The sequence below is a fragment of the Paenibacillus sp. FSL M8-0212 genome (assembly GCF_038004645.1).
GTDB lineage: Bacteria > Bacillota > Bacilli > Paenibacillales > Paenibacillaceae > Paenibacillus.
Genome location: NZ_JBBORP010000001.1, coordinates 4,200,504 through 4,223,553, shown reverse-complemented (window position 1 = coordinate 4,223,553; position 23,050 = coordinate 4,200,504). Strand labels below are relative to the sequence as shown.

General features: G+C 45.5%; 22 protein-coding genes and 1 pseudogene. 10 read left to right on the top strand and 13 right to left on the bottom strand.

The window, feature by feature from the left end; translation table 11 throughout:
- Positions 1-4 precede the first annotated feature (4 nt).
- Both MKX68_RS18625 and MKX68_RS18620 read right to left on the bottom strand, forming a co-directional pair.
- Complete coding sequence (locus MKX68_RS18625; RefSeq protein WP_340913531.1) at positions 5-1,873, bottom strand: cache domain-containing sensor histidine kinase; 1,869 nt, start codon at positions 1,871-1,873, stop codon at positions 5-7.
- Between the two features lie 91 nt (positions 1,874-1,964).
- Positions 1,965-2,972, bottom strand: coding sequence for a substrate-binding domain-containing protein (locus MKX68_RS18620; protein WP_340913530.1), 1,008 nt, complete (start codon positions 2,970-2,972; stop codon positions 1,965-1,967).
- A 206-nt stretch (positions 2,973-3,178) separates the two neighbouring features.
- On the opposite strand from MKX68_RS18620, the gene MKX68_RS18615 reads away from it, so the two are divergent.
- Positions 3,179-3,760 (top strand): LysE family translocator, encoded by a 582-nt coding sequence (locus MKX68_RS18615; RefSeq protein WP_338588267.1) that lies wholly within the window; start codon positions 3,179-3,181, stop codon positions 3,758-3,760.
- A 19-nt stretch (positions 3,761-3,779) separates the two neighbouring features.
- Complete coding sequence (locus MKX68_RS18610; protein ID WP_340913527.1) at positions 3,780-4,565, top strand: AraC family transcriptional regulator; 786 nt, start codon at positions 3,780-3,782, stop codon at positions 4,563-4,565.
- A 278-nt stretch (positions 4,566-4,843) separates the two neighbouring features.
- Here the strand turns inward: MKX68_RS18610 and MKX68_RS18605 are convergent, their stop codons facing one another.
- A complete protein-coding gene (locus MKX68_RS18605; RefSeq protein ID WP_340913525.1) occupies positions 4,844-5,422 on the bottom strand; it encodes a hypothetical protein in 579 nt (192 codons plus the stop codon).
- A 172-nt stretch (positions 5,423-5,594) separates the two neighbouring features.
- On the opposite strand from MKX68_RS18605, the gene MKX68_RS18600 reads away from it, so the two are divergent.
- Positions 5,595-6,260, top strand: coding sequence for a phosphatase PAP2 family protein (locus MKX68_RS18600; protein ID WP_340915438.1), 666 nt, complete (start codon positions 5,595-5,597; stop codon positions 6,258-6,260).
- Positions 6,261-6,422: 162 nt separating this feature from the next.
- On the opposite strand, the gene MKX68_RS18595 is transcribed toward MKX68_RS18600, so the two are convergent.
- Positions 6,423-7,856, bottom strand: coding sequence for a glycoside hydrolase family 1 protein (locus MKX68_RS18595; protein ID WP_036617092.1), 1,434 nt, complete (start codon positions 7,854-7,856; stop codon positions 6,423-6,425).
- 332 nt (positions 7,857-8,188) lie between these two features.
- Here MKX68_RS18595 and MKX68_RS18590 point away from each other — a divergent pair, with 332 nt between their 5' ends.
- On the top strand, positions 8,189-9,106 hold the full coding sequence (locus MKX68_RS18590; RefSeq protein WP_340913523.1) for a helix-turn-helix transcriptional regulator: 918 nt from the start codon (positions 8,189-8,191) through the stop codon (positions 9,104-9,106).
- 73 nt (positions 9,107-9,179) lie between these two features.
- Positions 9,180-9,995, top strand: a complete 816-nt coding sequence (locus tag MKX68_RS18585; protein ID WP_340913521.1) for a class I SAM-dependent methyltransferase — start codon at positions 9,180-9,182, stop codon at positions 9,993-9,995.
- Positions 9,996-10,094: 99 nt separating this feature from the next.
- Here the strand turns inward: MKX68_RS18585 and MKX68_RS18580 are convergent, their stop codons facing one another.
- The 4 genes from MKX68_RS18580 to MKX68_RS18565 form a co-directional block, all read right to left on the bottom strand.
- Positions 10,095-10,889: a hypothetical protein gene (locus MKX68_RS18580; protein ID WP_340915436.1), complete on the bottom strand. Its 795-nt coding sequence runs from the start codon at positions 10,887-10,889 to the stop codon at positions 10,095-10,097.
- Between the two features lie 122 nt (positions 10,890-11,011).
- Positions 11,012-11,428: a hypothetical protein gene (locus MKX68_RS18575; RefSeq protein ID WP_074096159.1), complete on the bottom strand. Its 417-nt coding sequence runs from the start codon at positions 11,426-11,428 to the stop codon at positions 11,012-11,014.
- A gap of 333 nt (positions 11,429-11,761) precedes the next feature.
- Positions 11,762-12,166, bottom strand: coding sequence for a VOC family protein (locus MKX68_RS18570; protein WP_340913519.1), 405 nt, complete (start codon positions 12,164-12,166; stop codon positions 11,762-11,764).
- Between the two features lie 281 nt (positions 12,167-12,447).
- Positions 12,448-13,728, bottom strand: a complete 1,281-nt coding sequence (locus tag MKX68_RS18565) for an XRE family transcriptional regulator (RefSeq protein WP_340913516.1) — start codon at positions 13,726-13,728, stop codon at positions 12,448-12,450.
- 203 nt (positions 13,729-13,931) lie between these two features.
- Between MKX68_RS18565 and fabV the strand changes: the two genes are divergently transcribed.
- Positions 13,932-15,125 (top strand): enoyl-ACP reductase FabV, encoded by a 1,194-nt coding sequence (gene fabV / locus MKX68_RS18560; RefSeq protein ID WP_091027779.1) that lies wholly within the window; start codon positions 13,932-13,934, stop codon positions 15,123-15,125.
- 192 nt (positions 15,126-15,317) lie between these two features.
- On the opposite strand, the gene MKX68_RS18555 is transcribed toward fabV, so the two are convergent.
- The 3 genes from MKX68_RS18555 to MKX68_RS18545 all read right to left on the bottom strand — a co-directional run bounded on the left by MKX68_RS18555 (position 15,318) and on the right by MKX68_RS18545 (position 18,192).
- Positions 15,318-16,547, bottom strand: coding sequence for a DNA glycosylase AlkZ-like family protein (locus MKX68_RS18555; protein ID WP_340913511.1), 1,230 nt, complete (start codon positions 16,545-16,547; stop codon positions 15,318-15,320).
- A gap of 134 nt (positions 16,548-16,681) precedes the next feature.
- Positions 16,682-16,909: a hypothetical protein gene (locus tag MKX68_RS18550; protein ID WP_315938477.1), complete on the bottom strand. Its 228-nt coding sequence runs from the start codon at positions 16,907-16,909 to the stop codon at positions 16,682-16,684.
- Positions 16,910-17,073: 164 nt separating this feature from the next.
- Positions 17,074-18,192, bottom strand: coding sequence for an NADH-dependent flavin oxidoreductase (locus MKX68_RS18545; protein ID WP_340913509.1), 1,119 nt, complete (start codon positions 18,190-18,192; stop codon positions 17,074-17,076).
- 224 nt (positions 18,193-18,416) lie between these two features.
- Between MKX68_RS18545 and MKX68_RS18540 the strand changes: the two genes are divergently transcribed.
- Entirely contained in the window at positions 18,417-18,749 is a 333-nt protein-coding gene (locus MKX68_RS18540) for a MerR family transcriptional regulator (RefSeq protein WP_340913507.1), read from the top strand.
- Positions 18,750-19,092: 343 nt separating this feature from the next.
- On the opposite strand, the gene MKX68_RS18535 is transcribed toward MKX68_RS18540, so the two are convergent.
- Positions 19,093-19,689 (bottom strand): restriction endonuclease, encoded by a 597-nt coding sequence (locus MKX68_RS18535; RefSeq protein ID WP_338588281.1) that lies wholly within the window; start codon positions 19,687-19,689, stop codon positions 19,093-19,095.
- A 270-nt stretch (positions 19,690-19,959) separates the two neighbouring features.
- Here MKX68_RS18535 and MKX68_RS18530 point away from each other — a divergent pair, with 270 nt between their 5' ends.
- The 3 genes and pseudogenes from MKX68_RS18530 to MKX68_RS18525 all read left to right on the top strand — a co-directional run bounded on the left by MKX68_RS18530 (position 19,960) and on the right by MKX68_RS18525 (position 22,385).
- Entirely contained in the window at positions 19,960-21,219 is a 1,260-nt protein-coding gene (locus MKX68_RS18530; RefSeq protein ID WP_340913505.1) for a hypothetical protein, read from the top strand.
- Positions 21,220-21,503: 284 nt separating this feature from the next.
- Positions 21,504-21,674, top strand: a pseudogene (locus MKX68_RS28715) (putative RNA methyltransferase); the annotation flags it as partial.
- 9 nt (positions 21,675-21,683) lie between these two features.
- The gene (locus MKX68_RS18525; RefSeq protein ID WP_340913503.1) at positions 21,684-22,385 is read left to right on the top strand and encodes a methyltransferase domain-containing protein; all 702 of its coding nucleotides are present in this window, start codon (positions 21,684-21,686) and stop codon (positions 22,383-22,385) included.
- Between the two features lie 93 nt (positions 22,386-22,478).
- Here MKX68_RS18525 and msrA read toward each other — a convergent pair whose 3' ends face one another.
- Positions 22,479-22,994, bottom strand: a complete 516-nt coding sequence (gene msrA, locus MKX68_RS18520) for a peptide-methionine (S)-S-oxide reductase MsrA (RefSeq protein WP_338588283.1) — start codon at positions 22,992-22,994, stop codon at positions 22,479-22,481.
- Between the last annotated feature and the right edge of the window lie 56 nt (positions 22,995-23,050).

Sequence of the window (23,050 nt, the reverse complement as noted above, 5' to 3'; positions counted from 1 at the left end):
GACTTCATGAATTTTCCCATTCACTCTCCTGCCTCTCTTCGTAATTGATTTGCTTGTTTGCCGGGAGCTCTCGCATCAACGGATGAATAATGGTCACACGAGTTCCTTCCCCTTCCTGGCTCTCCAGCATAATACCGTATTCATCACCAAAGGACAGCCGGAGACGGGCCTGCACATTCAACATTCCATAACTTTTGCCTGTCATCCCAGGCGAAGACGCTTCCAAACTGGCCAAAGGAGCTTCGAGCAGCTGCTGCATCTCTGCCAGTCGTTCGTTGGACATGCCTGCTCCATTATCCTGAACGGTAAGCAGCAGTCTGTTATGTTCCAATCTGGCCTCCACCCGAATGTGTCCCGGCCCACGCCTGCCCTTGATTCCATGATAGATTGCATTCTCTATCAGGGGCTGAAGCAGTAGCTTTAACACAAAAAGGTCCCGCAGTTCCTCTGGAATATTCAATGTATACTGAAGACGATCGCGGTATCGTGTCTGCTGAATTTGCAGATAGCTGGTCATATGCTCAATCTCGGAGTGCAGCGGAATGTAATCCTGTCCTTTACTAAGCCCTATGCGAAATAATCGAGATAACGCACCAACCATGTCGGATACATCTTCTGCACCCTCTTTGCGTGCCATCCAATGAATCGTATCCAAGGTATTGTACAAAAAGTGTGGTTTGATATGCTCCTGCAAACTTCGCATTTCAGCGTCGCGCTTCTGCCGCTCCCGCAATTCATTTAGTGATATCAGTTGTCTAATCTGTGCCAGCATTCGGTTATAACTGTTGCCAAGCATGCCAATCTCGTCAGCGCGATCGCTCCAGCGGCCTGGTCTGAGATTGCCGGTCTCCGCCCTGCGCATATAGGACATGAGCCGGAAAATGGGCTGAGCAATAGAACGGGAGAACCATAAAGAGGCGCTCAGGCCAAACAAACACACCACAAATACAAAGCTAACCACGTAAAACTGGATCTGGCGCACTTCCGAGATCGAGTCTCTTGTGGGAAATACCCCTACCGTTCTCCAACCCGTAAAGGTGGACGACTGGTACATGAATAATAACGTTCCACCTTCTGTATCGGCGGTAAACGTTCCACTCTCACCGGAGGGGAACCAGTCTGTGGGAATGTGTTCTATTAGCGGATGCTCCGGCTTGTATACACTTTGACCCTCTGCATCCGTCACCATCACATAACCGGATTTCCCCAAGGTTACATTACGGGCAGCCTGAGAGACGGACCTTAGTTTAAGATCAATCATAATAACGCCCCGCACACGTCCTGACGCCTCATCCGTTATGGAACGTGCAACCGAAACAATCTCATCATCCTTGTACCGTACATGTGTCGTGAGATTACGCTCTTTTGGCTGACCCAATACCATGAAAATGCCCGGATTGGCCGAAGCTTTTTGATACCATTTTTCCTGGATCAGGCTCTGTTCCGCCCGGGGATACATCTCGTTGCTAATATAGTCACCACGTTCATTAACAAGAACAATCCCGGCGATTTCAGGATACAACGTTGTGAACCCCTGCAAGGTTTGTTTGATGCCATATAACCGATTTTGCTCCGTTGCGGCATTGTTGTCCATGTTCATCGGTTCGATGCCTGCATCATCATTCAGTGGCATTTTGTCGTCCATAAAAGCATCAATATCCGGGTCAAATGCAATCAGATAGGTCATGTTTTGCAAATTTTCCATTTTGCTGTTCAGAGCTTCATTCACTTTGCCAATCAGCTGCATGGTATGACCTTCAACCTGTCGCTCAACTACCCGCTCCACCGTCCAGTTCACAAGCAACCCAAGTCCTACGGAAGGTACAATGGCGAATAACAGAAAAAGCAGCATCAGCTGGTAGCGGAGGGGCATATTACGCAAGCGTAAACGCCGAATCCCGTTCCTGAAAGTGGAGAGAATTGCTCTCCTGCTCCAAGGCCTTGGACTCTTGAAATCTCCCTTGTTATTTGGCATAGTAATCATCCACATCCGAGCGTGTCACCACAGAGATCCCTGTGTCCACCATCACGGGAAGCGGTGCATTTTCACCGGATGAGGATGGGGCAGGGACCGTTAACTGGTGATGCAGATGGAACAAATATTGGAGTGACCAATATCCCATATTCCAGGTTCCCTGTGCAATGGTAGCTGAGATCGTACCGTTCTTGATCATGTCCAATGTATCCTTATTTGTATCAAACGAAATAATCTGCAATGGATGTCTGTCCCCGGCAGTCTGAACGGCTTCACCCGCTCCTGCTCCTCCGGTGGCTTCAGTCACAAAAATACCCGTCAGCTCCGGGTGTTCCTTCATCATTCTCAGTGTTTCGGCTCTGGATACCATCGCATCACCGTGTCCGTCTGCAACTTCAACGATCTGCATGGAAGGGTATCTTTCCTTGATCGTATCGCGGAAACCCTTCGTCCTCTCTTCATGATTTTGTTGCCCAGGTAAGGTTAATACCGCGACCTCTCCCTCACGACCCAGTAGTTCAGCCATTTTATCTGCAGCCATTACACCCGACTTGTAATTATCTGTCCCAAGAAAAGAATAGGCCTGGCTATCAGGTGCATCAGCGTCAAATAATACAACAGGAATATCTGCGTCGATTGCCTTGTTAATCGCTGGAACTAACGATTGAGGATCGATCGCAGATATGGCAATGCCCGCGGGTTTGCGAGCGATAGCCTGCTCGATCACCATGGTCTGCTCCTTCGCATCATACCGGGTAGCACCGCGATATTCTACGGTCACGCCAAGCGCATCCGCGGCATCTTCGAAACCTTTGAGCGGGCTTTTCCAATACTCCAGCCCGGACTGGAATGTAATCATGATATACGTTTCTCCGATATCGCCGCGCAACCCCCGGTCCTCCCAAGAACTGTTTACCTGACTGGTGTATTCGAATCTCAACACATACAATGCAAAGGCTGAGATTAGTAAAATGTATACCAGCAGCATTTTTTTCATTCCGTTCACTTCCTCAAGTGGTCTTATCACCTTGTACATCGTCTAAATTGTAAACGCAATCATTCAAAAAGAAAACTACTCCTTATCTTTTATAAGCAAGCTCCTGTTGCCAACCGTGTATCTGCTGCAATAATGTACTATATGGTTTCTCCCTCTGGACGTATGATCATGGAACTAGACTACAACCAGAGGAGAGCATCATCATTATGAATCTTGCATCTTTTTTAATCTACTGCATCGTTGTTACATTCACACCCGGCCCCAGCAATATCGTAATTCTTTCTTCTACACAGATCGTTGGCGCACGAAAAACAATGCGTTATGTCTGGGGAGCTACACTGGCATTTGGTCTGCTGCTTACCGCATCAGCTTTTCTTAATCAACTTCTTGCCGGCGTGTTGCCCGGAATTCTGAAGGTGATGCAGATCGTCGGCGGTCTGTATATGGTGTATCTGGCGTACCAGATCTACAAGATGGGTACCACCGAAGATGCACCGAAACAAGTTACCGGATTCTGGAACGGTTTCATCATGCAATTTGTGAATCCAAAGGTGGTCTTGTTTACTTTCACGGTCATTCCAAGCTATGTATTTCCCTTTTATCAAAGTTCCTTCTCATCGTTTCTGTTTGTGTTGCTCATAACGTTCATTGGTTTTCTGGCCTATTCCAGTTGGGTTGTTTTTGGCACGGTTTTCAAAACGTTGTTGAATCGCCACCAAAAATTACTGAGTATTCTCATGGCTCTTTTTTTGTTATACTCAGCCATTATAGTATCCGGATTGATCTAAAGCTTGGGAGGTGTGCTGCATGGAACGGTTTAACTATAAAAAGTCGCAAGACGTGCTGGCACTATCCGCCAGCTTTACTGATTTTGCATACAAAAAACATTGCCACGAAGAGTATGCGGTTGGCGTAACCCTGCGCGGCATTCAACAATACAACCTGGACGGACAATATCAGGCTTCTCACCAAAATGGTGTCATGTTATTCAACCGTGAACAGTCCCATGATGGAAGCTCCTATGATAAGGCTGGCATTGATTATGTGATGCTGTATTTGAAGCCTGAATTGGTAGAGGAAATTATAGGCAAAAAGGAATTGCGTTTTGGAAGTCCCATCGTCTATGATCCCGAGCTTGCACGCAGCATTCTGATGCTGAACGACTCCGTTCAACTCAGACAGGACGAAGCCGAGTGCAGCGAACGGGTCTTCGATCTGGTTCACCTTCTGGCTCAGAAGGAGATGGATACCAAGCTCTGGTTGCCTCAGGACAACCTGGTCCGCAAAGCCAAGGAAATCATGTTTTGCAGCACCGAAGATGTACTCAAGCTGGACAACCTGAGCTCCGAATTTGGCATGTCCAAGTTTCAATTTATCCGTGAATTCAAGGCACACGCAGGCATATCCCCCTACCAGTTTTTCTTAAACTGCAAGGTGGAGCGTGCCCGTCAATCCATCGAAAAGCAGAAGGACGTCTATGCTGCTGTTGCCGATTGTGGATTCGTTGATCTGACCCATCTGAATAGGCATTTCAAACGGGTATTTGGTGTCACAGCTTATGAATACATGTTGCAGCTAAACTATACAAATTGAACTAAAGGATATTTACACTGGCCACTCCGATGACAGAATAACCTTCTGATCGCTGTTATCCCCAGATTTTTTTGATCCCTTTTATAAAGGGAAAATCCGGTGATAGCGTATGCTTCCGATGCAGCTTTCTTTCAGAAAGCTTTTAGGCGATCGCTCCGCTTCTTCAAGTTCTTTCTGTCCTCTCCGTTTTGTGTAAATCACTCCTGAAAATCCCCGTATAGAACGTTAATGTACCTTAACACTCTGTACGGGGATTAGTTTCTTTTTTCGTTGGGCAATCAGATTCTTTTCTTGCGTCTCCAGACCCACACAACAGCCAATGCTGCCAATAAAATGACTGCACTGTATAAGATAAGATAGAAAGACCCACTTCGCCCACCACCATCGGTGACTTCTCCAAAATCTTCTTTACTTACAACCTTGCCCGCACCCAGCAATTTCAAATCGTCTCCGGCTTGTTCAATTGGAACATTGCGACTGCATAGATTCGTATGCAGCTTATGATCCACTTCATATTGATAAGCATAGATCAGGTAGGACTGCTTCTTTTCAAATTGAATGCCACAGGATTCAGACCCACCGTCACTCGCGAGGATTTTCAACTTTTTGGCATTAACCCCCTTCCATGCCGTATCTACATCAAAGGTATACTCTCTTAATAAGCCATCATGCTTCGACTGTTGAGAACGTCCCTTCTTCACCACTTCTCCTGTAAATACAGTTGTGTTTGTCTTCAACCTCTCTTGAACATCACTCTCGACACAACTGCAAGCATACACTTTCTCTCCGGGAAATAGAGCTAACCCAGACGTAACCAACAGTAAGACCAACATGCACATCACCAACCATCGTTTCATTCCGACCGCTCCCTTCCTACATTCTCTGCTTGAACAACCGTTGTTAAGGTTACATATTTTTATTGCTGCTATATTTATTGTAAAATTATAGCACAATACAAATATCGTTATGTCTCACATACGCAAGCACACAACATACGAAATCAACGATCACGGAGGAACTCAACATTTGATGCACAACTGGAAAAAGAATATCTCATTCCCGCTGCTCGTTGCAGCGTTATGCATGATCGCCTTTGTAAGCATCGCCCTGTCCATCAGCGACAACCAGATTCATCGATTTGATGATACGCTGATCGGCTGGATTCAGGGGTTGGAGTCCCCCGGCATGACGCAATTCATGCACCTTTTCACCTGGATCGGCAGTGAATTGCCTGTGGTCTTCATTACCATCATCGCCATGATTGTGTTATACGTCTATCTGCGACACAAACGCGAACTCCTCTTCCTGGCTTGTGTGCTCGCCGGTTCAACCCTGTTAAATGCATTGCTCAAAATGGTATTCCAGCGTGCCAGACCTACCATTAACCGGATCATCGAAGTGAGCGGCTACAGCTTCCCCAGTGGGCATTCCATGGCCGCATTTAGCCTGTATGGTGGATTGGCCTTTCTGATCTGGAAACATGTACCCACTGTTACGGGCCGTGTGCTGATGATTATTGCCAGCGCCGTATTTATACTGACCATTGGTATAAGTCGTATCTACTTGGGTGTGCATTATCCAAGTGATATCGTCGGAGGATACTTCTTGAGTGGTTGCTGGCTCTCCACATGCATATGGTTTTACCGCCGGCATTTGGAGCGCATGTCCCAACTGCAAAGCAGAAGGCTGGCCTAAGCGGCACGCTATTGTACTACACAAAGAAATACCCGGCCTTCCTTAACTGAAGGATAGCCGGGTATTTTTATATTCATATATAGTAGTCCTGAACTCGTTCAGGATACATGGATCCGCTTGTCCCATTTAAGCGAACAGACGGATCAGTTTTTTTACACCAATTTATAACTCTTCACCATTGGATTCGATCACTTTTTTGTACCAGTGGAAGCTCTTCTTCGGTGTTCTGCTTAAGTCACCATTACCATCGTTGTCCTTGTTGACATGAATGAAGCCATAACGCTTCTTCATCTCTCCAGTGGATGCACTAACCAGGTCGATACATCCCCACATGGTGTAGGCAATCAGATCTACGCCGTCAGCTACCGCTTCTTTCATTTGTTCAATGTGACCTTTCAGATAATCAATGCGATAGTCATCTTGAATGGAGCCATCTTCCTCTACCACATCGACAGCACCCAAACCGTTCTCAACCACCATCAGTGGAATCTGATAACGATCATACAGATGATTCAGTGTGTAACGCAGTCCTTTTGGATCGATCTGCCAACCCCAGTCGGAAGCTTCGAGATATGGATTTTTGATACCGCCCAGCAGATTACCTTCTGCTCTCTCGAGGGACTCGTCCGCACTCTCAACCAGAGACATGTAATAACTGAAGGAATAGAAGTCTACGCAGCCTTCACGCAAAGTCTGCTCGTCTCCCGGTTGCATCTCGATCTGGATACCTTCTTCGGCGAAGAAACGTTTGGCGAATCCAGGATACGCTCCACGAACCTGTACATCACCGCAGATCATATTGGAGATTTGGTCTTTCTTCTGTGCAAGCAACATGTCGTCCGGGTTACAAGTATTTGGATAGGTTGTCATGAAAGCGACCATACAGCCGATCTGGAAATCAGGGTTAATTTCATGTCCCAGCTTCACCGCTTTGGCACTCGCAACGAATTGATGATGTAATGCCTGGAAACGAGTCTGTGGATCATCCACTCCGTCAACCAGCGTCTCTTTGCCTTCAAACAGAATACCTGCAGCCATATAAGCACCCATCGGCATCGTCAGACAGTTGATCTCGTTAAATGTCAGCCAGTATTTCACTTGATCTTTGTAGCGGTTGAAGAGAGTTGTACAATAACGGATATAACAGTCAATGACTTCACGGGAAGCCCAGCCGTTATACTTCTGTGTCAGACCAAATGGCGTTTCGTAATGGGAGATCGTTACGAGCGGCTCAATATTGTACTTTTTCAACTCGGCAAAAACATTATCGTAGAACTGTAATCCCTCTTCGTTTGGCTCCAGATCGTAACCGTTCGGATAGATTCGGGACCAGTTGATGGACATGCGGAACATTTTGAAGCCCATCTCTGCCATCATGGCAATATCTTCTTTGTAATGTCCGTAAAAATCAACCGCTTCATGGCTCGGATAATACGTGCCCTCTTCCAACACAGGCGTAATCCGGCGCGGAATCGTGTGGGTTCCTCCTGTCATCATGTCAGACGTGCTTGGCCCCTTGCCACCCTGGTTCCATCCACCCTCGAATTGATTGGCAGCCGTTGCGCCACCCCAGTAGAATCCTTCTTTCATTGTCATGACCAGTTCCTCCTTCATAATTAACTCATTTCGATATAAAGTGCTTGATAGTATGCAAGTAGCCGTTCCGGTCACGAATCGTTCTTCTGATCGCTGTTATCCTCGGATTTCTTTAATTCCTATTTCTAAATGGAAAAATCCGATGATAAAGGCGAACACTTCGTTTCGTCAGAATCGATATCGTCCCCTTCACTACTTCGCAATAAATAAAGAACAAATTATAAGACAGAGTCAAAATGTCTTGGTAATACTTTTACACCAGTGTACCATCCATACCCTGACACCTATTGTCATGGTATAATTAGAGCATGGAAAATAACCGACTATTTCGAATGTTGCTTTTGTTATTGGAGAAAAAGAAAGCCACTGCACCAGAACTCGCCCGTATGTTCGAGATTTCGGTACGTACGGTGTACCGCGATATCGACCGGCTGAGCGCTGCGGGCATCCCCGTCTATACGACGACCGGCAAGCATGGCGGTATCCATCTGATGGACAACTATGTCATGGACAAGTCCCTGTTGTCGGAAGAAGACCAGAACGAAATTTTGATGGGACTATACAGCATCAGTGCGATCCCACACCTGAATAGTGCTCATATGCTGCAACGGCTGACCGCTCTGTTTGATCACAAGCTGGATTGGATCGAATTCAATTTTTCACCATGGGGCAGCATCCCCCTGCAAGAGAGGGAACTGTTCAATCAGGTGAAACAAGCCATATTAACGAATCAACTGATTACGTTTCATTATGTTAATTCGGATGGTGAGAAAAGCATTCCGACTGTGGAACCACAGAAGCTGATTTTCAAAAATAGTACATGGTACTTCAAAGGGTATATTCATGATGATCCTGATCGGAAAGAATTCGAGACATTTAAGATGAAACGGATTACCCAATTGACTTTTCTAACGAGAAAACACGATCACCTTGTTCATGCTGGGTCAACCTACCCTGATTCAGAAGCAGCTCCTGTCCTGACTCCTCTTACGCTCTCGTTCTCCAGCAACATTGCATACCGAGTGTATGATTTTTTTGAACCGTCCCTCATTAAAAAAGAGCCTGATGGCAGGCTCCGTGTGTCTCTCGAACTGAATGTAGGGGAATGGCTCTACTCCTTCCTGCTGTCGTTTGGTTCCGAGCTGACCGTAATCGAGCCTGTTCATGTAGGACAGGAATTGCTCAGACGTCATATCAAAGCCGTTGAACATTTACAGAACGTCATGAACAAACTACCCAACAATGAATGATATAATATAGGCCTATACAACTTTTGATCACAGCTGACTCTCCGTCATCCATCTGACCGAAGGAGGTTTATTCATGCAAGACATTAGACGAAATAATGTGGAACGTTTCAAAGGTTTCGGTACATTGTACGATCAGAACCGACCATCCGCTCCCACTGAAGTGGTGGATATTCTAACGACATATCTTGGCAGCACACCGCGTATGGTCGCAGATGTTGGCTGTGGCACCGGCTTATCCTCGTGGATCTGGCTTAATGAGGCAGAACGCATCATCGGCTTTGAACCCAGCGATGACATGAGGTCTGTAGCAGAATCCAAGTGGGAATCTGCCGGGAAGCCGGATAACCTGCGGTTTGTGTCCGGCTTGTCTCACGACCTCGGACTACCAGATGGCAGTGTCGATGTGCTGACCTGTTCCCAATCATTCCACTGGATGGAGCCGCAACCTACACTACGCGAATTCGCACGTGTACTTCGCACAGGGGGCATATTTGCTGCCTACGATTGCGACTGGCCGCCAATGGTAGACTGGCAGTTAGAACAAGCCTATCTGAAGCTGAATCAGGAAGCAGATCAACGTGCAGCCAGTCTGGCTCCCCAGGATAGCCAAGCACACAAATGGAGCAAAGATGGTCATTTACAGCAGATTCAGCAGTCCCATCTGTTCCGATATGTGCGGGAAATCCTGTTTCATCACCACGAGACATTCACTGCCGATCGATACGTCAATCTCGCCCTAAGCCAAGGCGGGCTGCAAACGGCTTTGAAGCTTGGGGCGGATGATCTATTAACAGCTGCTGACGAGTTCAGAACGCTGGCTAATCGTGTATTTGACGGAGAATCCAGAAAAGTACTCTTTTCTTATCGCATGCGCCTTGGTATTGTCTGAAAGTAGTCCGTTGCTTGCATCTCTCGTACATACCAAATGCAATAGGGAGGACCTACACGTCATAAACATGATCTGTAGGTCCTCCTTTTGTCCACATCCTCAGGAGGAGAACAAGTCACTTAATTGTCCTTCCTGTATATTCAATGCCAACACCAATTTTGTTGGGTCTTGTCTTGAATAAATGACGTTAATGATATGACCTTGCTGCACCTGAGGCAGCGCGGACGACAAAATCTCTTTTTGCGTTGTCACATTGAAGGTTTCACCGTTCGTCTTTGTTATGCTGAGTTTGAGCTGAAGCTTGATCTTATTACTGCCTCCACTTCCAAGTGGGGTGACATCGAGAATCTTGGCCATCGCTTTTTCACCTGTTCTCGCAATATCCATCATTTCAGGCGATACCCCCTGCTGTACCATCTTCTCATCCAGTAATTGCTGCATATCTTCTTGCGACAACCGCCCTTTCAGATCAAGTCCTACCTTGCGCTCATCCTTTACAGAAACGACTAACGGAATGAAACTGCCCGGTTGGAACTGTGCCAGGGAGGTCAATGGAATGACTGCTTTCATCTCCGTATCGTATTTCTCACGCCCCTTACGCGACACCGTCAGACCCAATCGAACCTCAGGCTGTTCATTAATATACGTACCTGTCTGTTGTATAGTTTTAATGACCCCAACTGCTGGTAAACCTGTCTTCACTCGACCTACGCCAAAAATATTGCTCAAAATCGCAGGAACAAAGATCAGTGCAAACCCGGCAAAGATTGCCGGAGTATACCACCATGCCTGCATAATCATAAATGGATCGTTCCACAGCTGCTGTGCCAGAAATGGGGAGAACCCCACTCCGAACACCGTTAATACGCCAATCAATCTCAGGAAACCTACCATATGACCCACCCTCTCTTAATCCTTCTCTTAATATCTCTATCAACACCTTTAATAATGTATCTATTAATCGTTGTTATACGCATTATTTAAATAGAGTATCTCTGTCTATAACCAAATACCTTCTAGATGGACACTAGACCCATGTAGATCAGTTCGGACGGATTCGCTGGATTCTGACCCAGTCCCACCCGATCGCCTACTCGTGGAATCTGCATTTTGGACACCAATGTCTCCAATGTTCGCTGATACTGGTTGCCGTTTGTCTCTGTCACATCCAATACAAGCACAACAATCGGATCAAAGTTGATCAGTTTGCCTGTATCGGTGATTGTCACCACCGTAGCCGTAGCTGTTAAAGGCAGAGAACCACTCGCTGCCAACTGTGCCTGCTTCGCCGAATCCAGACTTTGGTTGATGGCCTCCCGATGTTCTTTTGATACAAAACCTTTCATCATCATGCCAGTAAGTCCTTTATTCATCATTTTATCCGCTTTGGCAATCGCATCTTCCTGTTTGTTCTTTTTACCGAACCATCCCATATCAAGCACCTCATTTGTTTTATTTGTTTTTATATTATAGTTAAATTATAAACACCGCGGCTTGTCCTTGAATACCCTTCTGGCGGCATACAAAAAAAACGAAAAATCCGGCAATAGAATTACCGGATAATCGTTTCTTTGGTAAGGAAGTATGCTAATTCCGCAAAAAAAGATCTGCTAATCCGATCTTCATTTCACCATTGACGGCCATATTTTGTGCCATGTGCGTTGGCAACGCACAAAATCATGCCAAAAACAGTAGAATTTTAAGGCATAAGTTTTCCAAAATACACACTTTTCAACCTTTTCACTGAGTGAACTGTTCTTCTAGAATCAGCCCCTACCGCTGAAACGTTTGATCGCTTCCTCGGTCACTGGCTGGAAGAGGTTAATGAGATTGCCATCAGGATCACGGAACAGCACAGCACGATTCCCCCACGGCATCGTGGTCGGTTCCTTTACCCACTCGTCCACAAACGGCTGCAAACGCTCGTATTCGGCATCGACATCGTGGACGCGGAACTCGAGGATGACAGTGTGATTGTCGGCCGCCACTGCAGAACCAACGCCAAATAGTGGTACCGTCTGGGAGTGGCCAATCGCCAGGGTGCACGATGGCACAACAAGTTCGGCAAAGACAGGCGCGGGGCGTACCGCCGAAACACCCATGACTTTCTCATAAAACTCGACAAGACGATCCACGTCGTCGGTAATAATGCGTACAGAAGCAAAAAACATAAAATAACATCCTTCCTGTTAATGATAAAGTACCCTATCATTTTTTGGGCCAGAATCGGCCTTCCATCCCTTTATGTTTACTTCATTGATGATAAAATAACGCTACTGACAACGGTATGTCAGTAGCGTTATTCAACATTTTTTGGGGGGGTTATTCCTTAATGCTTCAAAGAAGCAACCAACTCATGATTGACGCTTATCAGAAGGGCATTCTCTATTCTATTTTTTCTTTTATCCTTCTGATTAACACCCTTTATTACTAGCATTACTTTTAATCCAGTCTATTTTTTGCGTAACAGATATACCAGCTTCCGATAATACATGGCTGCTTCCTTGTATTTCCGCTGATCCTCCGATACTACGGCCAGCCCTTCATATAACGGTTCAAGCCGCATGACGTGCTGCGCGGATTCAAAATAAGGCAAACAGGCAAGCGCCCGCTCCATGAAAACTTCGCGATCTCCATGCGCAAGAGCGAGATGGCTCTGGTAGAAGGTTGCGCTCATCTGCTGGTCCTGTGTGGTTGCACATTTCAAGAGTTGATCTACACTTTGCGCCAGCACGCCCCAGTTCTTCCGCGCCAGAGCCACTTCGCACCGATATACACTGACGAGCGGTCGCATCGCGAGCTGTGTTTCTTCCGTTTCCTGCTGCAATAGCGATTCAAATCGTTCAATCTCAGCCTGTGCCTGATCCAGTTCACCTGTCATTGTCAGCATGACAATCCGATTGTTCGCAATCGCCGTCACCAGATCTCCCTGGTTGCCGGCATACACAAGGTTTGCCTCCGCCATGGTTAATGCCGAGAGTGCCTCCTGAACCAGCCCCATTGCGAAACAATAACCACTATATGCCACATATAACCCGGACAACCGGTGGAACATCCGCTGATCATAGACATGACGCATCGTAAGCTCAAATACCTGTTTTGCCTCTTCATACTGTTTGACCTGAATGTAGGCTTCCATCTTGATATTTTGCACAGACAGCCAGAATTCACTGCCAGGAAGCGCCAGCTCACTGAGCCTGGTTGCATGAGTTAATACATCCACAAAGGCCATTTTGGAGCGATAATATTGTATTTTGTAGAACAAAAGTGCTTTGGCTAACGGACGCGGCAGATCAATATCATCCGGACGACCGTACTTCTCCAGGTAAAAATTAAGGTAGGACGTATGTATATACTCATGAGCCGTTGCATCGTTTAATTGCTGATAATAGACCACCTTCATCAAGGCCGTTGTCAGCTCGACGGTCAGCGTGTCATCCCGATCTGCCAGTGCATGCACCGTATCTTCGGATATGGCCGACGCTGGAACAGACATTTGTTCGAAGATGGCCTCGGCCCGTTCGAGTGTTTCCTCGTCCTGAGCCGCAGCTTTTAGAATATAGGAAGGGGATACCCCAAGACGCCCCGCGATGGCTTCTGCCAAGTCCTCAGGTAGAGGATAACGATCAGCCAGGATATTGGCAAAGTGGGCCTGCGTAACCAGACCTTCCACAAGGTCTTTACGTGAGATTTGTTTTCTTTTGCTTAACAGTTCAATGCGTTCCTTCAGCATGGTATCCCTGTCCTTTCTATCCTAACAAACGAGTACATTCTATTCACATCATCGCAAAATTGGAGATATAACGCCACCCTTCCGGCGAAATCAAACGAAACGGTTTCCGTTTCCGAGGTAATTGTTTTACAATAAGAAAGTATGTGTAAGAGCATTTTATCGAAATGCTGAAACATGAGCTGAATATGAAAGGATGCAAATAAATGATTATTAAACCAAGAACACGTGGTTTTATTTGTACCACTTCCCATCCTGTAGGTTGCGCTGCGCAAGTGCAGGAACAGATTGATTATGTGAAATCCCAGCCTGAGCTGAAAGGACCCCGTAATGTGCTCGTCATCGGTGCTTCCACTGGATACGGACTCGCGTCACGTGTTGTCTCTGCTTTTGGGGCGGGAGCGAATACGGTCGGCATTTATCGTCCAAGCAGTTCCACAGAGAAACGTACAGCGTCAGCAGGTTGGTACAACTCCGCTGCATTCGAAAAAGCCGCTGAAGAAGCAGGCCTCAAATCGTACAGCATCACAGGTGATGCATTCGCAAACGAAACAAGAGACAAAACCGTTGAACTGATTCGCAGTGAACTCGGTCAAGTAGATCTGGTCGTATACAGCGTAGCCTCGGCACGCCGTACCGATCCGAACACGGGTGAGGTATTCAACTCTGTGCTGAAGCCTATCGGACAATCCTACACAAACAAAACGGTAAACTTCCACACAGGCGAAATCAGCTCCGTTACCCTTGAGCCGGCAAACGAAGAAGAAATTCGTCAGACGGTAACCGTAATGGGTGGAGACGATTGGGAACTATGGATGGATGCCCTGCAACAAGGCGGCGTTCTTGCGGATGACGCAACAACGATTGCTTTCTCCTACATCGGCCCTGAACTTACCCATGCCATTTATCGTGATGGTTCCATCGGTCAGGCCAAGAATCATCTGGAAGCGACAGCACATAAGCTGAATGATCGTCTGAGTGCCAAAGGTGGACGTGCATACGTAACTGTAGCCAAAGCGTTGGTGACTCAATCCAGCTCTGCAATTCCAGTGGTGCCGTTGTATATCTCAGCATTGTACAAAGTCATGAAAGAAAAAGGCTTGCATGAAGGCTGCATCGAGCAATTGCAACGTTTGTTCGCTGATCGCCTGTATGCGGGGGGAGAAGTTCCAACCGACGCTGAAGGTCGCATTCGTATTGACGATTGGGAGATGAGAGCTGATGTTCAGGAAGAAGTGGCGAAGCTCTGGAACGAGTTGACCACAGAAAACATCTACGATCTGTCCGATCTGGAAGGTTACCGTCGCGAATTCTTCCAGCTGTTTGGTTTTGAAACCGATGGTGTGGATTATGAAGCAGATGTTGATCCCAACGTTGAAATGCCTCATCTGGTGAACTAAAGAAGTTTTTGCGTGGACGTGAGCTTAGGTTTTTGTTAGAGCTAACTGCGGATATCATGTTAAAACTAATTTTAAAATCAAATGAAGAAGGAGGGGCCTTCTGGCTCCTCCATTTTTTTGTTCTTTTTAGTTCCTCCCCCCCTTAACAACTCCAATTTCCCGTATCCATACATTCTTTCGTATATCCCCTAATCAAATCGATTTAAGCTGCTTTTTCAGCTCTTTTGGTACCGTCTTCTCGATAGTGATCGAACGCGCTCCATGCATGGACGCAAAGAATTGAAGCCCCTCCCGAAAATCCGTAATCCATTCCTCCACAGGTGGAGCAGCCTCTTCCATCGATAACAAACGAACGGTAAGTACTCCCGTTTTGCGATCAAGTCGTGGGTCCATACGTCCAATCAACCGATCACCGTGAAGAATAGGCATGGCATAATAACCGTAGGTTCTTTTCACCTCTGGCGTATAAATCTCCCACTTATAATGAAAATCGAATAAATCGACAATACGTTCTCTTCTCCATAACAGGTTGTCCAGTGGCGGCAGGAAACGGACCGGGCCTGATGGATCATAGTGTGGCTCTTCCCTCTCCATGTGCAGCAGCAAATCCTCATCTTCAGCACGTATATAATAAGGCGTCGCCACGTCCTCCACCTTCAGCGGGATCATTCGCCCATCTGACACACGGTCAGCAATATCGGCGCGTCGTTCAGCCGCTGTAGATTTTAGCCAACCCAGACGGGGATCACGGGCATCTACGACACGATACGCATGAATGTATTTATCCAGCAGAGCCTGTCTCTGGGCCAACACATCCATGTCTTCTTTTATCGTAAGTCCCTGTTGTTGCAATCCGGATTCGGTAATATGAAAATAACGTTCATTCCCCTGCCTCGCCACCACACGAATCACAGCCGAGTCTAACAGTAAATTCAGAGCAAGTGTGGTATCCTTCGTCTTTGGCATATCTGCACTGTCCCAATAACCACTTACCCGTTCAACAGCACGGAAGGCTCTGGAAGGTAAAGGTCCTTCTTCCTTCAAACGTTGTAACACATGCTGAATTGTTTTCTCCAGACCTTGCAGGGACGGAGCCAGACGCTCCCTTAATCGGGCACGCACAGGTTCCAAGAGAGCATAGTCCTCGATTGGAATGACACAGGCAGCATTTGCAAAATATTCAAACACCTTGTGATCACTCAGCAGCGTATTTAAGCTGTCAGCAGTGTAACCAGGATCACGAGCACCCAGCACCAAATGCTGGTTTCCGGTTACAGCAGCCACAGGATCGATCTGCACGCAACCAAGGGAGCGAATCAAACTCAAAACTTGATCGGGTCCCGAAGGTAAGGAAACTGCGGGCCAACGTCCCAGTAAAGCTTGCGTTTGCAGCAAAAAACGCCGAACGATTTTTTTATTCATGTGCAGCGCTGTTGTCATATGTATAGGTTCTTCCCTTCATTAGATATACAAGGATTCATAGTTCAGTTCATTAGGATTGATTTTAACAGTCCACATCATTACTTTCCAACCAAAGAAAGAATTCAATGTCTTACTTATCCAGCAATCCGGTCCTTATGGACAAAATAAAAAGAAGCACCACCATCCTGGATGATCTGCTTCTTGTGTTTGACCTTTTGCAATTTTTCCTGCTTCGTAGGCATGAGCCGCACATGCTGGGATAACGCACCATAATCTCCGTTAACTCTTCGGCTCTGTTCCGAGCACCATTGACCTGACCGCTCTGCTTTGCGTAATGCTTTTTGTGTTTGTGTACGTGCCATAATGGATCACACACTCCTTTGGTTGATATACACTCAATATATCATGTGCAGCTATGCAAGTGAAGGTGAAGCTTTTTTTGTTGAAGCGGATAAATTAGTACAACTGTTCTTGAAATCAAAAAAGGCAGCTATTATTAGCGGCCTTTTTTGATCTTTCATCTTCTTTATTGTTCAACTTTAAACCATGGACCTGCATTTTGTATGACACCCCATAGTTTCGCTGGCAACACAAGATCTCTAACGTTAGATGATTTAATCACGTTTTGAATTTCCAATTCTCTTCCTTGTTGAACTTTTTCAACCCACTCTGGATCGGAGATTAATACACGTCCAATTACCGCCAAAGAGAGTCCTTTCTCCATGCTTTCAGAGACATCCTCTGGGCTTTCCAAGGCACCCGCTGCAATTACAAAAATCCGATTGTTGGCATGTTCAACAATCAGCTCAAGATACGTTTTTTTGTTATCTTGGTTATATTTTGGTTTTGACGTAAGGGCTTGTACCAAGGAACCATGAACATAATCAACATTTTCTTCAATCAGTTTATCAATCAGTGCGTAAGTATCTTTCATTCTAAGGGCATCTTGTTGATGTTCCTCTGGGGAAATGCGGTAACCTAAAATAAATGGTTTTGTCGAATATCTCTCAATAGCTTTTTTCACCTCTCGAATAACAGCTATTGGAAAACTCAGACGTTTTTCCAGTGATCCCCCCCATTGGTCTTGACGTTTGTTGAAGAATGGAGATAAGAAGCTTTGAAGTAAAAAACCGTGGGCTCCATGTAGTTCAACACCGTCAAAACCAGCTTCAATTGCACGTCTTGTAGTTTCACCGAACGCATGTATAATTTCCAGAATTTCTTCAAGTGTAAGTTCTCTAGGGGATACTGCTTCAGTCAGAGCAACACCGCTCGGACTCACCACGTCACCATTAGGAACTAATTCAGCAATCGCTTTATCTCCAGCATGGAACAATTGAAGAATTGCTGGAGCTCCTCCACTCTTAGCAGCATCTGCCAATTTTTTTAGACTAGGGATAAATGAATCATTATATGCGGCGAATTCATGTGTAAATCCTATACCATTGGGTAGGACATGAGTACAGCCCGTGATAACTAAACCTACACCATTCACTCTTTTTTTATAATATGCAACTTCCTCATCGGAAATCGTGTAATCATCATTACTTGACCATGTCGTCATCGGAGACATAACCACTCTATTCTTTAAGGTAATCCCTTTATTGAATGTAAAGGGTTCAAACAAGTTATTAAATTTACTCATTCTACGTTCTCCTTTATATTTTGATTTCTAAGTGCTTATTCATGGAACAGATGAAGATAACCTTATCTCATCCATCCCAATCACAAGTTCTACACAAGAATATCAGGTTAACCTAAGGGGAAGTAAAGTAGGAATTGATACGTAATTTTAAACGATTTTATTTTAACTACTATTCTATGTGATAAAATAACAGTTACAGTAACTGTAACTATGGAGGCGATCAGATGTTTTTTTCAATGAAGTATGTAGTGGAGAATTATAATATAACTGCAAAGACACTTCGATTTTATGAAGAGCAAGGGATATTACCGAATATTTCACGCGACGAAAAAGGGAATAGAGTTTATACCGAACAACAAATCGATTGGATTTCTTTTATTCTTTGTCTCAAAGAAACAGGAATGCCGCTTTCTAAAATAAAAGACTACAAGGAATCCTATGAGATGGGGAACTCCACCTATTTAGAAAGAGAGGAAATGTTAAAGAAACATAAAATTGAATTACAAAAGAAAATTGAAGAAAGTTTGAAACATATGGAAGAAATAATTATAAATTAGCTATGTATGAACTTCAAAAAGATGAGGTTAGGAAAAATCCTAACCACAATTTTAAATGTCACGGCCTTGAGGTAAACATTGTCGATACCAGAGAGGGGTGAATCAAATATTCGAAATGTTACAACTAACAGATGAACAAACGGAGCTGGAAATATCCATCCAGAAAAATAACCAGTCGCCTGTATCTACCTAGCGATTGGTTATAATCGTTTTAAAATCTGCATCTGTCGTATTCATCCATTTTTAAGGGAGCCCCAACGGTTTAAATGTTAATCCTTACAACATTACTACTTTTTGATTATATTTAAAAAAATCTACGTTGTGGCACATTAATACAATGAAACTAGCGAGATTGCCGCTTTCGCCGGGACTGCCACGTCTCGATTGGTTCATGATCATCTTCTTCGATCAGTTCCAATGCTTCTTCCACTCTTCTCGCTTTGAATAACAGGATTAATTCCATCAGGTCTTCTCGGTCCAGCAACTTCACTCCATTGACTGCTGCAAGCGTCCGACAGGCTTCGGTGTAACGAGCGGACGTTAATACAATTGACCGGTCGGCTTCATAATAACGCATGGATGTATATATCTCCTGCACTGCACTCAATCCTACAGGATGATTCGCACCATATCGCTTCGCTTGTATCACACTTCGTCTGCCGAGTCTATCAACAAACACCAGATCTGCCCCAAAATCCCGGCTGCTCGTTGTCTTATGCACCTCCTCGTACCCGAGCTCTTCGAATAAATGATAGAGATATAATTCAAATTCCGAACCATCCTCCATCTTGTCGATGTCCTTTATTGTGATCTTACGAGGATTGGCTTCACTTCGGATCCGCTGCCCGCGCCCGATAACCCGCCGAATAATCCAGGCCAGCAACAACAATATGATGATACATCCAATGACCCATAGGGTCACATTTTCACTCCAGTTCATAGCTGTTCTCCTTGTTCATTTCCTATGTTCTATCCAACGTCTTACGCAGATATGGCTTGTCACCGCACTAAATATATCAGACTTCCACCTTCATCGAAAGAAGATGAATTCCCTGTAACCGCTAGACTTCCCCAAACATGGTTATTTCGATAAACCAATGATAAAAGGTTACAGTGTGTTCGGTTGAATTCAGCTTGAAGTTAATGGTAAAATTCAACAATCGGTTCTATTTTGAACTGAAGAAGAAAGGTGGTTTATCACTTGCATACATTGACCAAACACAAGTCCAAAACATGGGCTGCCCTCATTCTCAGCGGCATGCTCCTCTTCACCATGAATACAACAGGTTACGCCGCTGCTTCAACCGAATCCATGCCCAAACCGGCGTGGACGTCATCTTCCCTGATGTTATCTGAAGCTAATACAGAGAAAGATGTTCTGATTAAGGGAATCCATGCCGTGCCATCCAAAAATCTTGTATATGTACATGCCTCCCAGCCAGTGACCAAAACAAGCAGCAAAACAACACTCGACTGGCAACTGGACTCTCTCCAAGCATTTGATGCTACAACTGGACAATTGAAGTGGAATACGATATTCCATGAGAAAAGTGGTCCTTATACCACCTACTCCGATTCGGTATATGCCAGCAACGGTACAGCTTATGTGTATATGGAATATTCGGACAAAACCAAGAAAGTGTACTCATTTAATACATCCGGTAAAACCAACTGGCTCAAAACGGTGAATTCACCTGCAAGCATATCCCTATTGGATAACGATACGCTGATGGTTGCTTCAAGTCAGGGCGTGCAATTGAATGGTTCGGTTCGCTCCACCATCTCGTTATATGACAAAAAGGGCAAGCTGATTACCGAAAAGAGCATCAACGGCAACGTGCTCAAGGCTGACCATGGTCGAATTGTAGTAGATGCCAGTAAACAAACCAAGGTAGGCAACTTCTGGCAGCAAGCTGCGAATCCCAAAGTAGAGATCTATGATCGTACGTTGAATCGTCTGTCCTTCTACCAATTCCCTGCCAATGCAAATACACTCGGAGATGGCGGCGGAGAATCGCTGGCCATTCTCGACGATGGTTCCATTATTATGCGTGCGAATTTCGAGAACACCGGTAACCGACTGATGGGCTTTGGCATCGATGGCAAGCTTGCTTGGGGACGTGCCATTGCTGGTGATGCCTACATTCAGACGGCTGGCAACGGTTATACAGTCTTTACAGGGCAGAAGCTGGAATTGTACACGATGAAAGGCAAAGTGACTGAGCGTACATTCAAGGATGCACAGCCTGCGTTGATGCATGTCGACCAGACACAGGATGGTCAGTATCAGCTTGATTTTGCCAAAACAGGATACATTCTTGATCCACAGACGCTGGAAGACGTGCATATCTACACGACCAGTGCCTCGGTTCCTTCATTAGAAGGTGTCTCTACTTATGTGGATGATGTCATCTATTCCATGAACAATGAGACATTGTCCAAATATGCATTAAAGGTTGCTGCAAAATAATGAACAGAGCGCTTCTGTATGACCGCCTAAACGGTTGACAGGGCGCTCTTTTATTTCAAATCCGCCTGGCTCCCCTTACTTGTCATTTCTTCTCATCCTGTTATACTGGTAACGTTCTCTTGCTTCACCCTAATCTTGATAGGCCAAAGGAGCTTAGCCTTCCTATGATTATTCAGTTCATTCGATACAGATAACTTGGGGCATAGCCATAAACCTCTTTTTTTAAATTTTGTGCAGAGGTTTATTTGTTATGCCCTTTTCTTCAGTTATCCAAATCTGAATGAATGGGGTGTTTTTCCATGTCAGTCCATCGCAGAGAACGTAGCGCTGCGCTTATTAATCCATACATCCATATGTTGAACTGTCCCATTTGTCATAGCCCTATGGCAACCATTAACTCAGGGAGCATTCAATGTGTTTCCAGGCATAGCTTTGATCTTGCAAGACAAGGCTATATCAATTTCATGACACGTTTTTTCAAGGGCAACTATGACAAACGTTTATTTACAGCCAAAAGGAATATCTTATCGGAAACCGGTATTTATGCTCCTTTGACCGAAGTACTACGCAGGTGGATTGCACGTTATTCCGTTGACATCAGCTGTCCCGTGCATATTCTGGATGCAGGCACAGGAGAGGGAACATTTCTGCAGCAGATTACGCAGAATACTCCAGCCGTTGGCTCGGGCATCGACATTGCCAAAGAAGGCATTGCCATGGCTTCCTCTGCCTACAACCAGCAAATTTGGTTTGTCGGCGATCTGGCATGCAGTCCGTTTGCAGAAGGTCAGCTGGACATCATCCTGAATATACTTTCTCCTTCCAACTATGAAGAGTTTGGACGAATTCTGAAAGATGGGGGATGGATCATCAAAGTCATCCCCCGTGAACGATATTTAATTGAACTGAGAGAAATGCTGTTCCTGAATCGACCTGATCGAGCAGACGGCCGGGAACTTACGCTGGACAGATTCTGCAAACATCATCATCTCATCGCCAGCATTCCGCTGACCTACACGCTGCCCGTCACCGCAAACATGCTGGATTCACTCGTTCATATGACACCACTTTCCTGGCATCTGTCGGGAATATCCCGGATGGGCATTCAAGCTTCCTTGTCGAAGATTACCATTGACGTAGAAATACTGGTGGGAACGAACAATTAGATAACCGTTATGGCTGATTTCAGCCGCCATACAGCCAAAAAGCCGGGCGAGTTCCAACTGGAACTTTCCCGGCTTTTCATGTGATCTGATGCATTATTTCCAATTCTCGTCTATAAATTCGTCCCGTCCGGATAACGCACGGTCTTCCTTATAATGTTTCTCGTTTTTCTTGTGGTAATCCTGATGATAATCTTCAGCCGGATAGAATATAGCTGCATCGCGAATTTCCGTAACAATCGGTTGACTGAATCGTCCGCTAGCTGCCAGTTCCTGCTTGGACTGTTCAGCAAGCTCACGTTGACGTTCATTATGCACAAAGATCGCCGTACGGTACTGTGTCCCCCGATCCTGGAACTGTCCGCCGTCATCGGTCGGATCAATCTGAGGCCAGTACAGCTCCAACAGTCGTTCATAAGGGAATACATCCGGATCAAATGTAATTTCAACCACTTCGACATGACCGGTCTCCCCGGTTTTGACCTGCTCATATGTTGGATTGTCGACGTGGCCGCCAGCATAACCTGATATAATGCCATGAATGCCCGGTTGTTCTTCAAACGGTGTAACCATACACCAGAAACATCCGCCGGCGAATGTAGCTTTTTCCATTCCGTTCATCCCCTCTATCTAAACTACCTATACAATACTGATGCTAAGTTACGCAT

What these genes read in the sequence shown, in the direction of transcription:
- MKX68_RS18625 (WP_340913531.1), bottom strand. Translation starts at nt 1,873, where the DNA reads ATGCCCCTCCGCTACCAGCTGATGCTGCTTTTTCTGTTATTCGCCATT.
- MKX68_RS18620 (WP_340913530.1), bottom strand. Translation starts at nt 2,972, where the DNA reads ATGAAAAAAATGCTGCTGGTATACATTTTACTAATCTCAGCCTTTGCA.
- MKX68_RS18615 (WP_338588267.1), top strand. Translation starts at nt 3,179, where the DNA reads ATGAATCTTGCATCTTTTTTAATCTACTGCATCGTTGTTACATTCACA.
- MKX68_RS18610 (WP_340913527.1), top strand. Translation starts at nt 3,780, where the DNA reads ATGGAACGGTTTAACTATAAAAAGTCGCAAGACGTGCTGGCACTATCC.
- MKX68_RS18605 (WP_340913525.1), bottom strand. Translation starts at nt 5,422, where the DNA reads ATGAAACGATGGTTGGTGATGTGCATGTTGGTCTTACTGTTGGTTACG.
- MKX68_RS18600 (WP_340915438.1), top strand. Translation starts at nt 5,595, where the DNA reads ATGCACAACTGGAAAAAGAATATCTCATTCCCGCTGCTCGTTGCAGCG.
- MKX68_RS18595 (WP_036617092.1), bottom strand. Translation starts at nt 7,856, where the DNA reads ATGACAATGAAAGAAGGATTCTACTGGGGTGGCGCAACGGCTGCCAAT.
- MKX68_RS18590 (WP_340913523.1), top strand. Translation starts at nt 8,189, where the DNA reads ATGTTGCTTTTGTTATTGGAGAAAAAGAAAGCCACTGCACCAGAACTC.
- MKX68_RS18585 (WP_340913521.1), top strand. Translation starts at nt 9,180, where the DNA reads ATGCAAGACATTAGACGAAATAATGTGGAACGTTTCAAAGGTTTCGGT.
- MKX68_RS18580 (WP_340915436.1), bottom strand. Translation starts at nt 10,889, where the DNA reads ATGGTAGGTTTCCTGAGATTGATTGGCGTATTAACGGTGTTCGGAGTG.
- MKX68_RS18575 (WP_074096159.1), bottom strand. Translation starts at nt 11,428, where the DNA reads ATGGGATGGTTCGGTAAAAAGAACAAACAGGAAGATGCGATTGCCAAA.
- MKX68_RS18570 (WP_340913519.1), bottom strand. Translation starts at nt 12,166, where the DNA reads ATGTTTTTTGCTTCTGTACGCATTATTACCGACGACGTGGATCGTCTT.
- MKX68_RS18565 (WP_340913516.1), bottom strand. Translation starts at nt 13,728, where the DNA reads ATGCTGAAGGAACGCATTGAACTGTTAAGCAAAAGAAAACAAATCTCA.
- fabV (WP_091027779.1), top strand. Translation starts at nt 13,932, where the DNA reads ATGATTATTAAACCAAGAACACGTGGTTTTATTTGTACCACTTCCCAT.
- MKX68_RS18555 (WP_340913511.1), bottom strand. Translation starts at nt 16,547, where the DNA reads ATGAATAAAAAAATCGTTCGGCGTTTTTTGCTGCAAACGCAAGCTTTA.
- MKX68_RS18550 (WP_315938477.1), bottom strand. Translation starts at nt 16,909, where the DNA reads ATGGCACGTACACAAACACAAAAAGCATTACGCAAAGCAGAGCGGTCA.
- MKX68_RS18545 (WP_340913509.1), bottom strand. Translation starts at nt 18,192, where the DNA reads ATGAGTAAATTTAATAACTTGTTTGAACCCTTTACATTCAATAAAGGG.
- MKX68_RS18540 (WP_340913507.1), top strand. Translation starts at nt 18,417, where the DNA reads ATGTTTTTTTCAATGAAGTATGTAGTGGAGAATTATAATATAACTGCA.
- MKX68_RS18535 (WP_338588281.1), bottom strand. Translation starts at nt 19,689, where the DNA reads ATGAACTGGAGTGAAAATGTGACCCTATGGGTCATTGGATGTATCATC.
- MKX68_RS18525 (WP_340913503.1), top strand. Translation starts at nt 21,684, where the DNA reads ATGACACGTTTTTTCAAGGGCAACTATGACAAACGTTTATTTACAGCC.
- msrA (WP_338588283.1), bottom strand. Translation starts at nt 22,994, where the DNA reads ATGGAAAAAGCTACATTCGCCGGCGGATGTTTCTGGTGTATGGTTACA.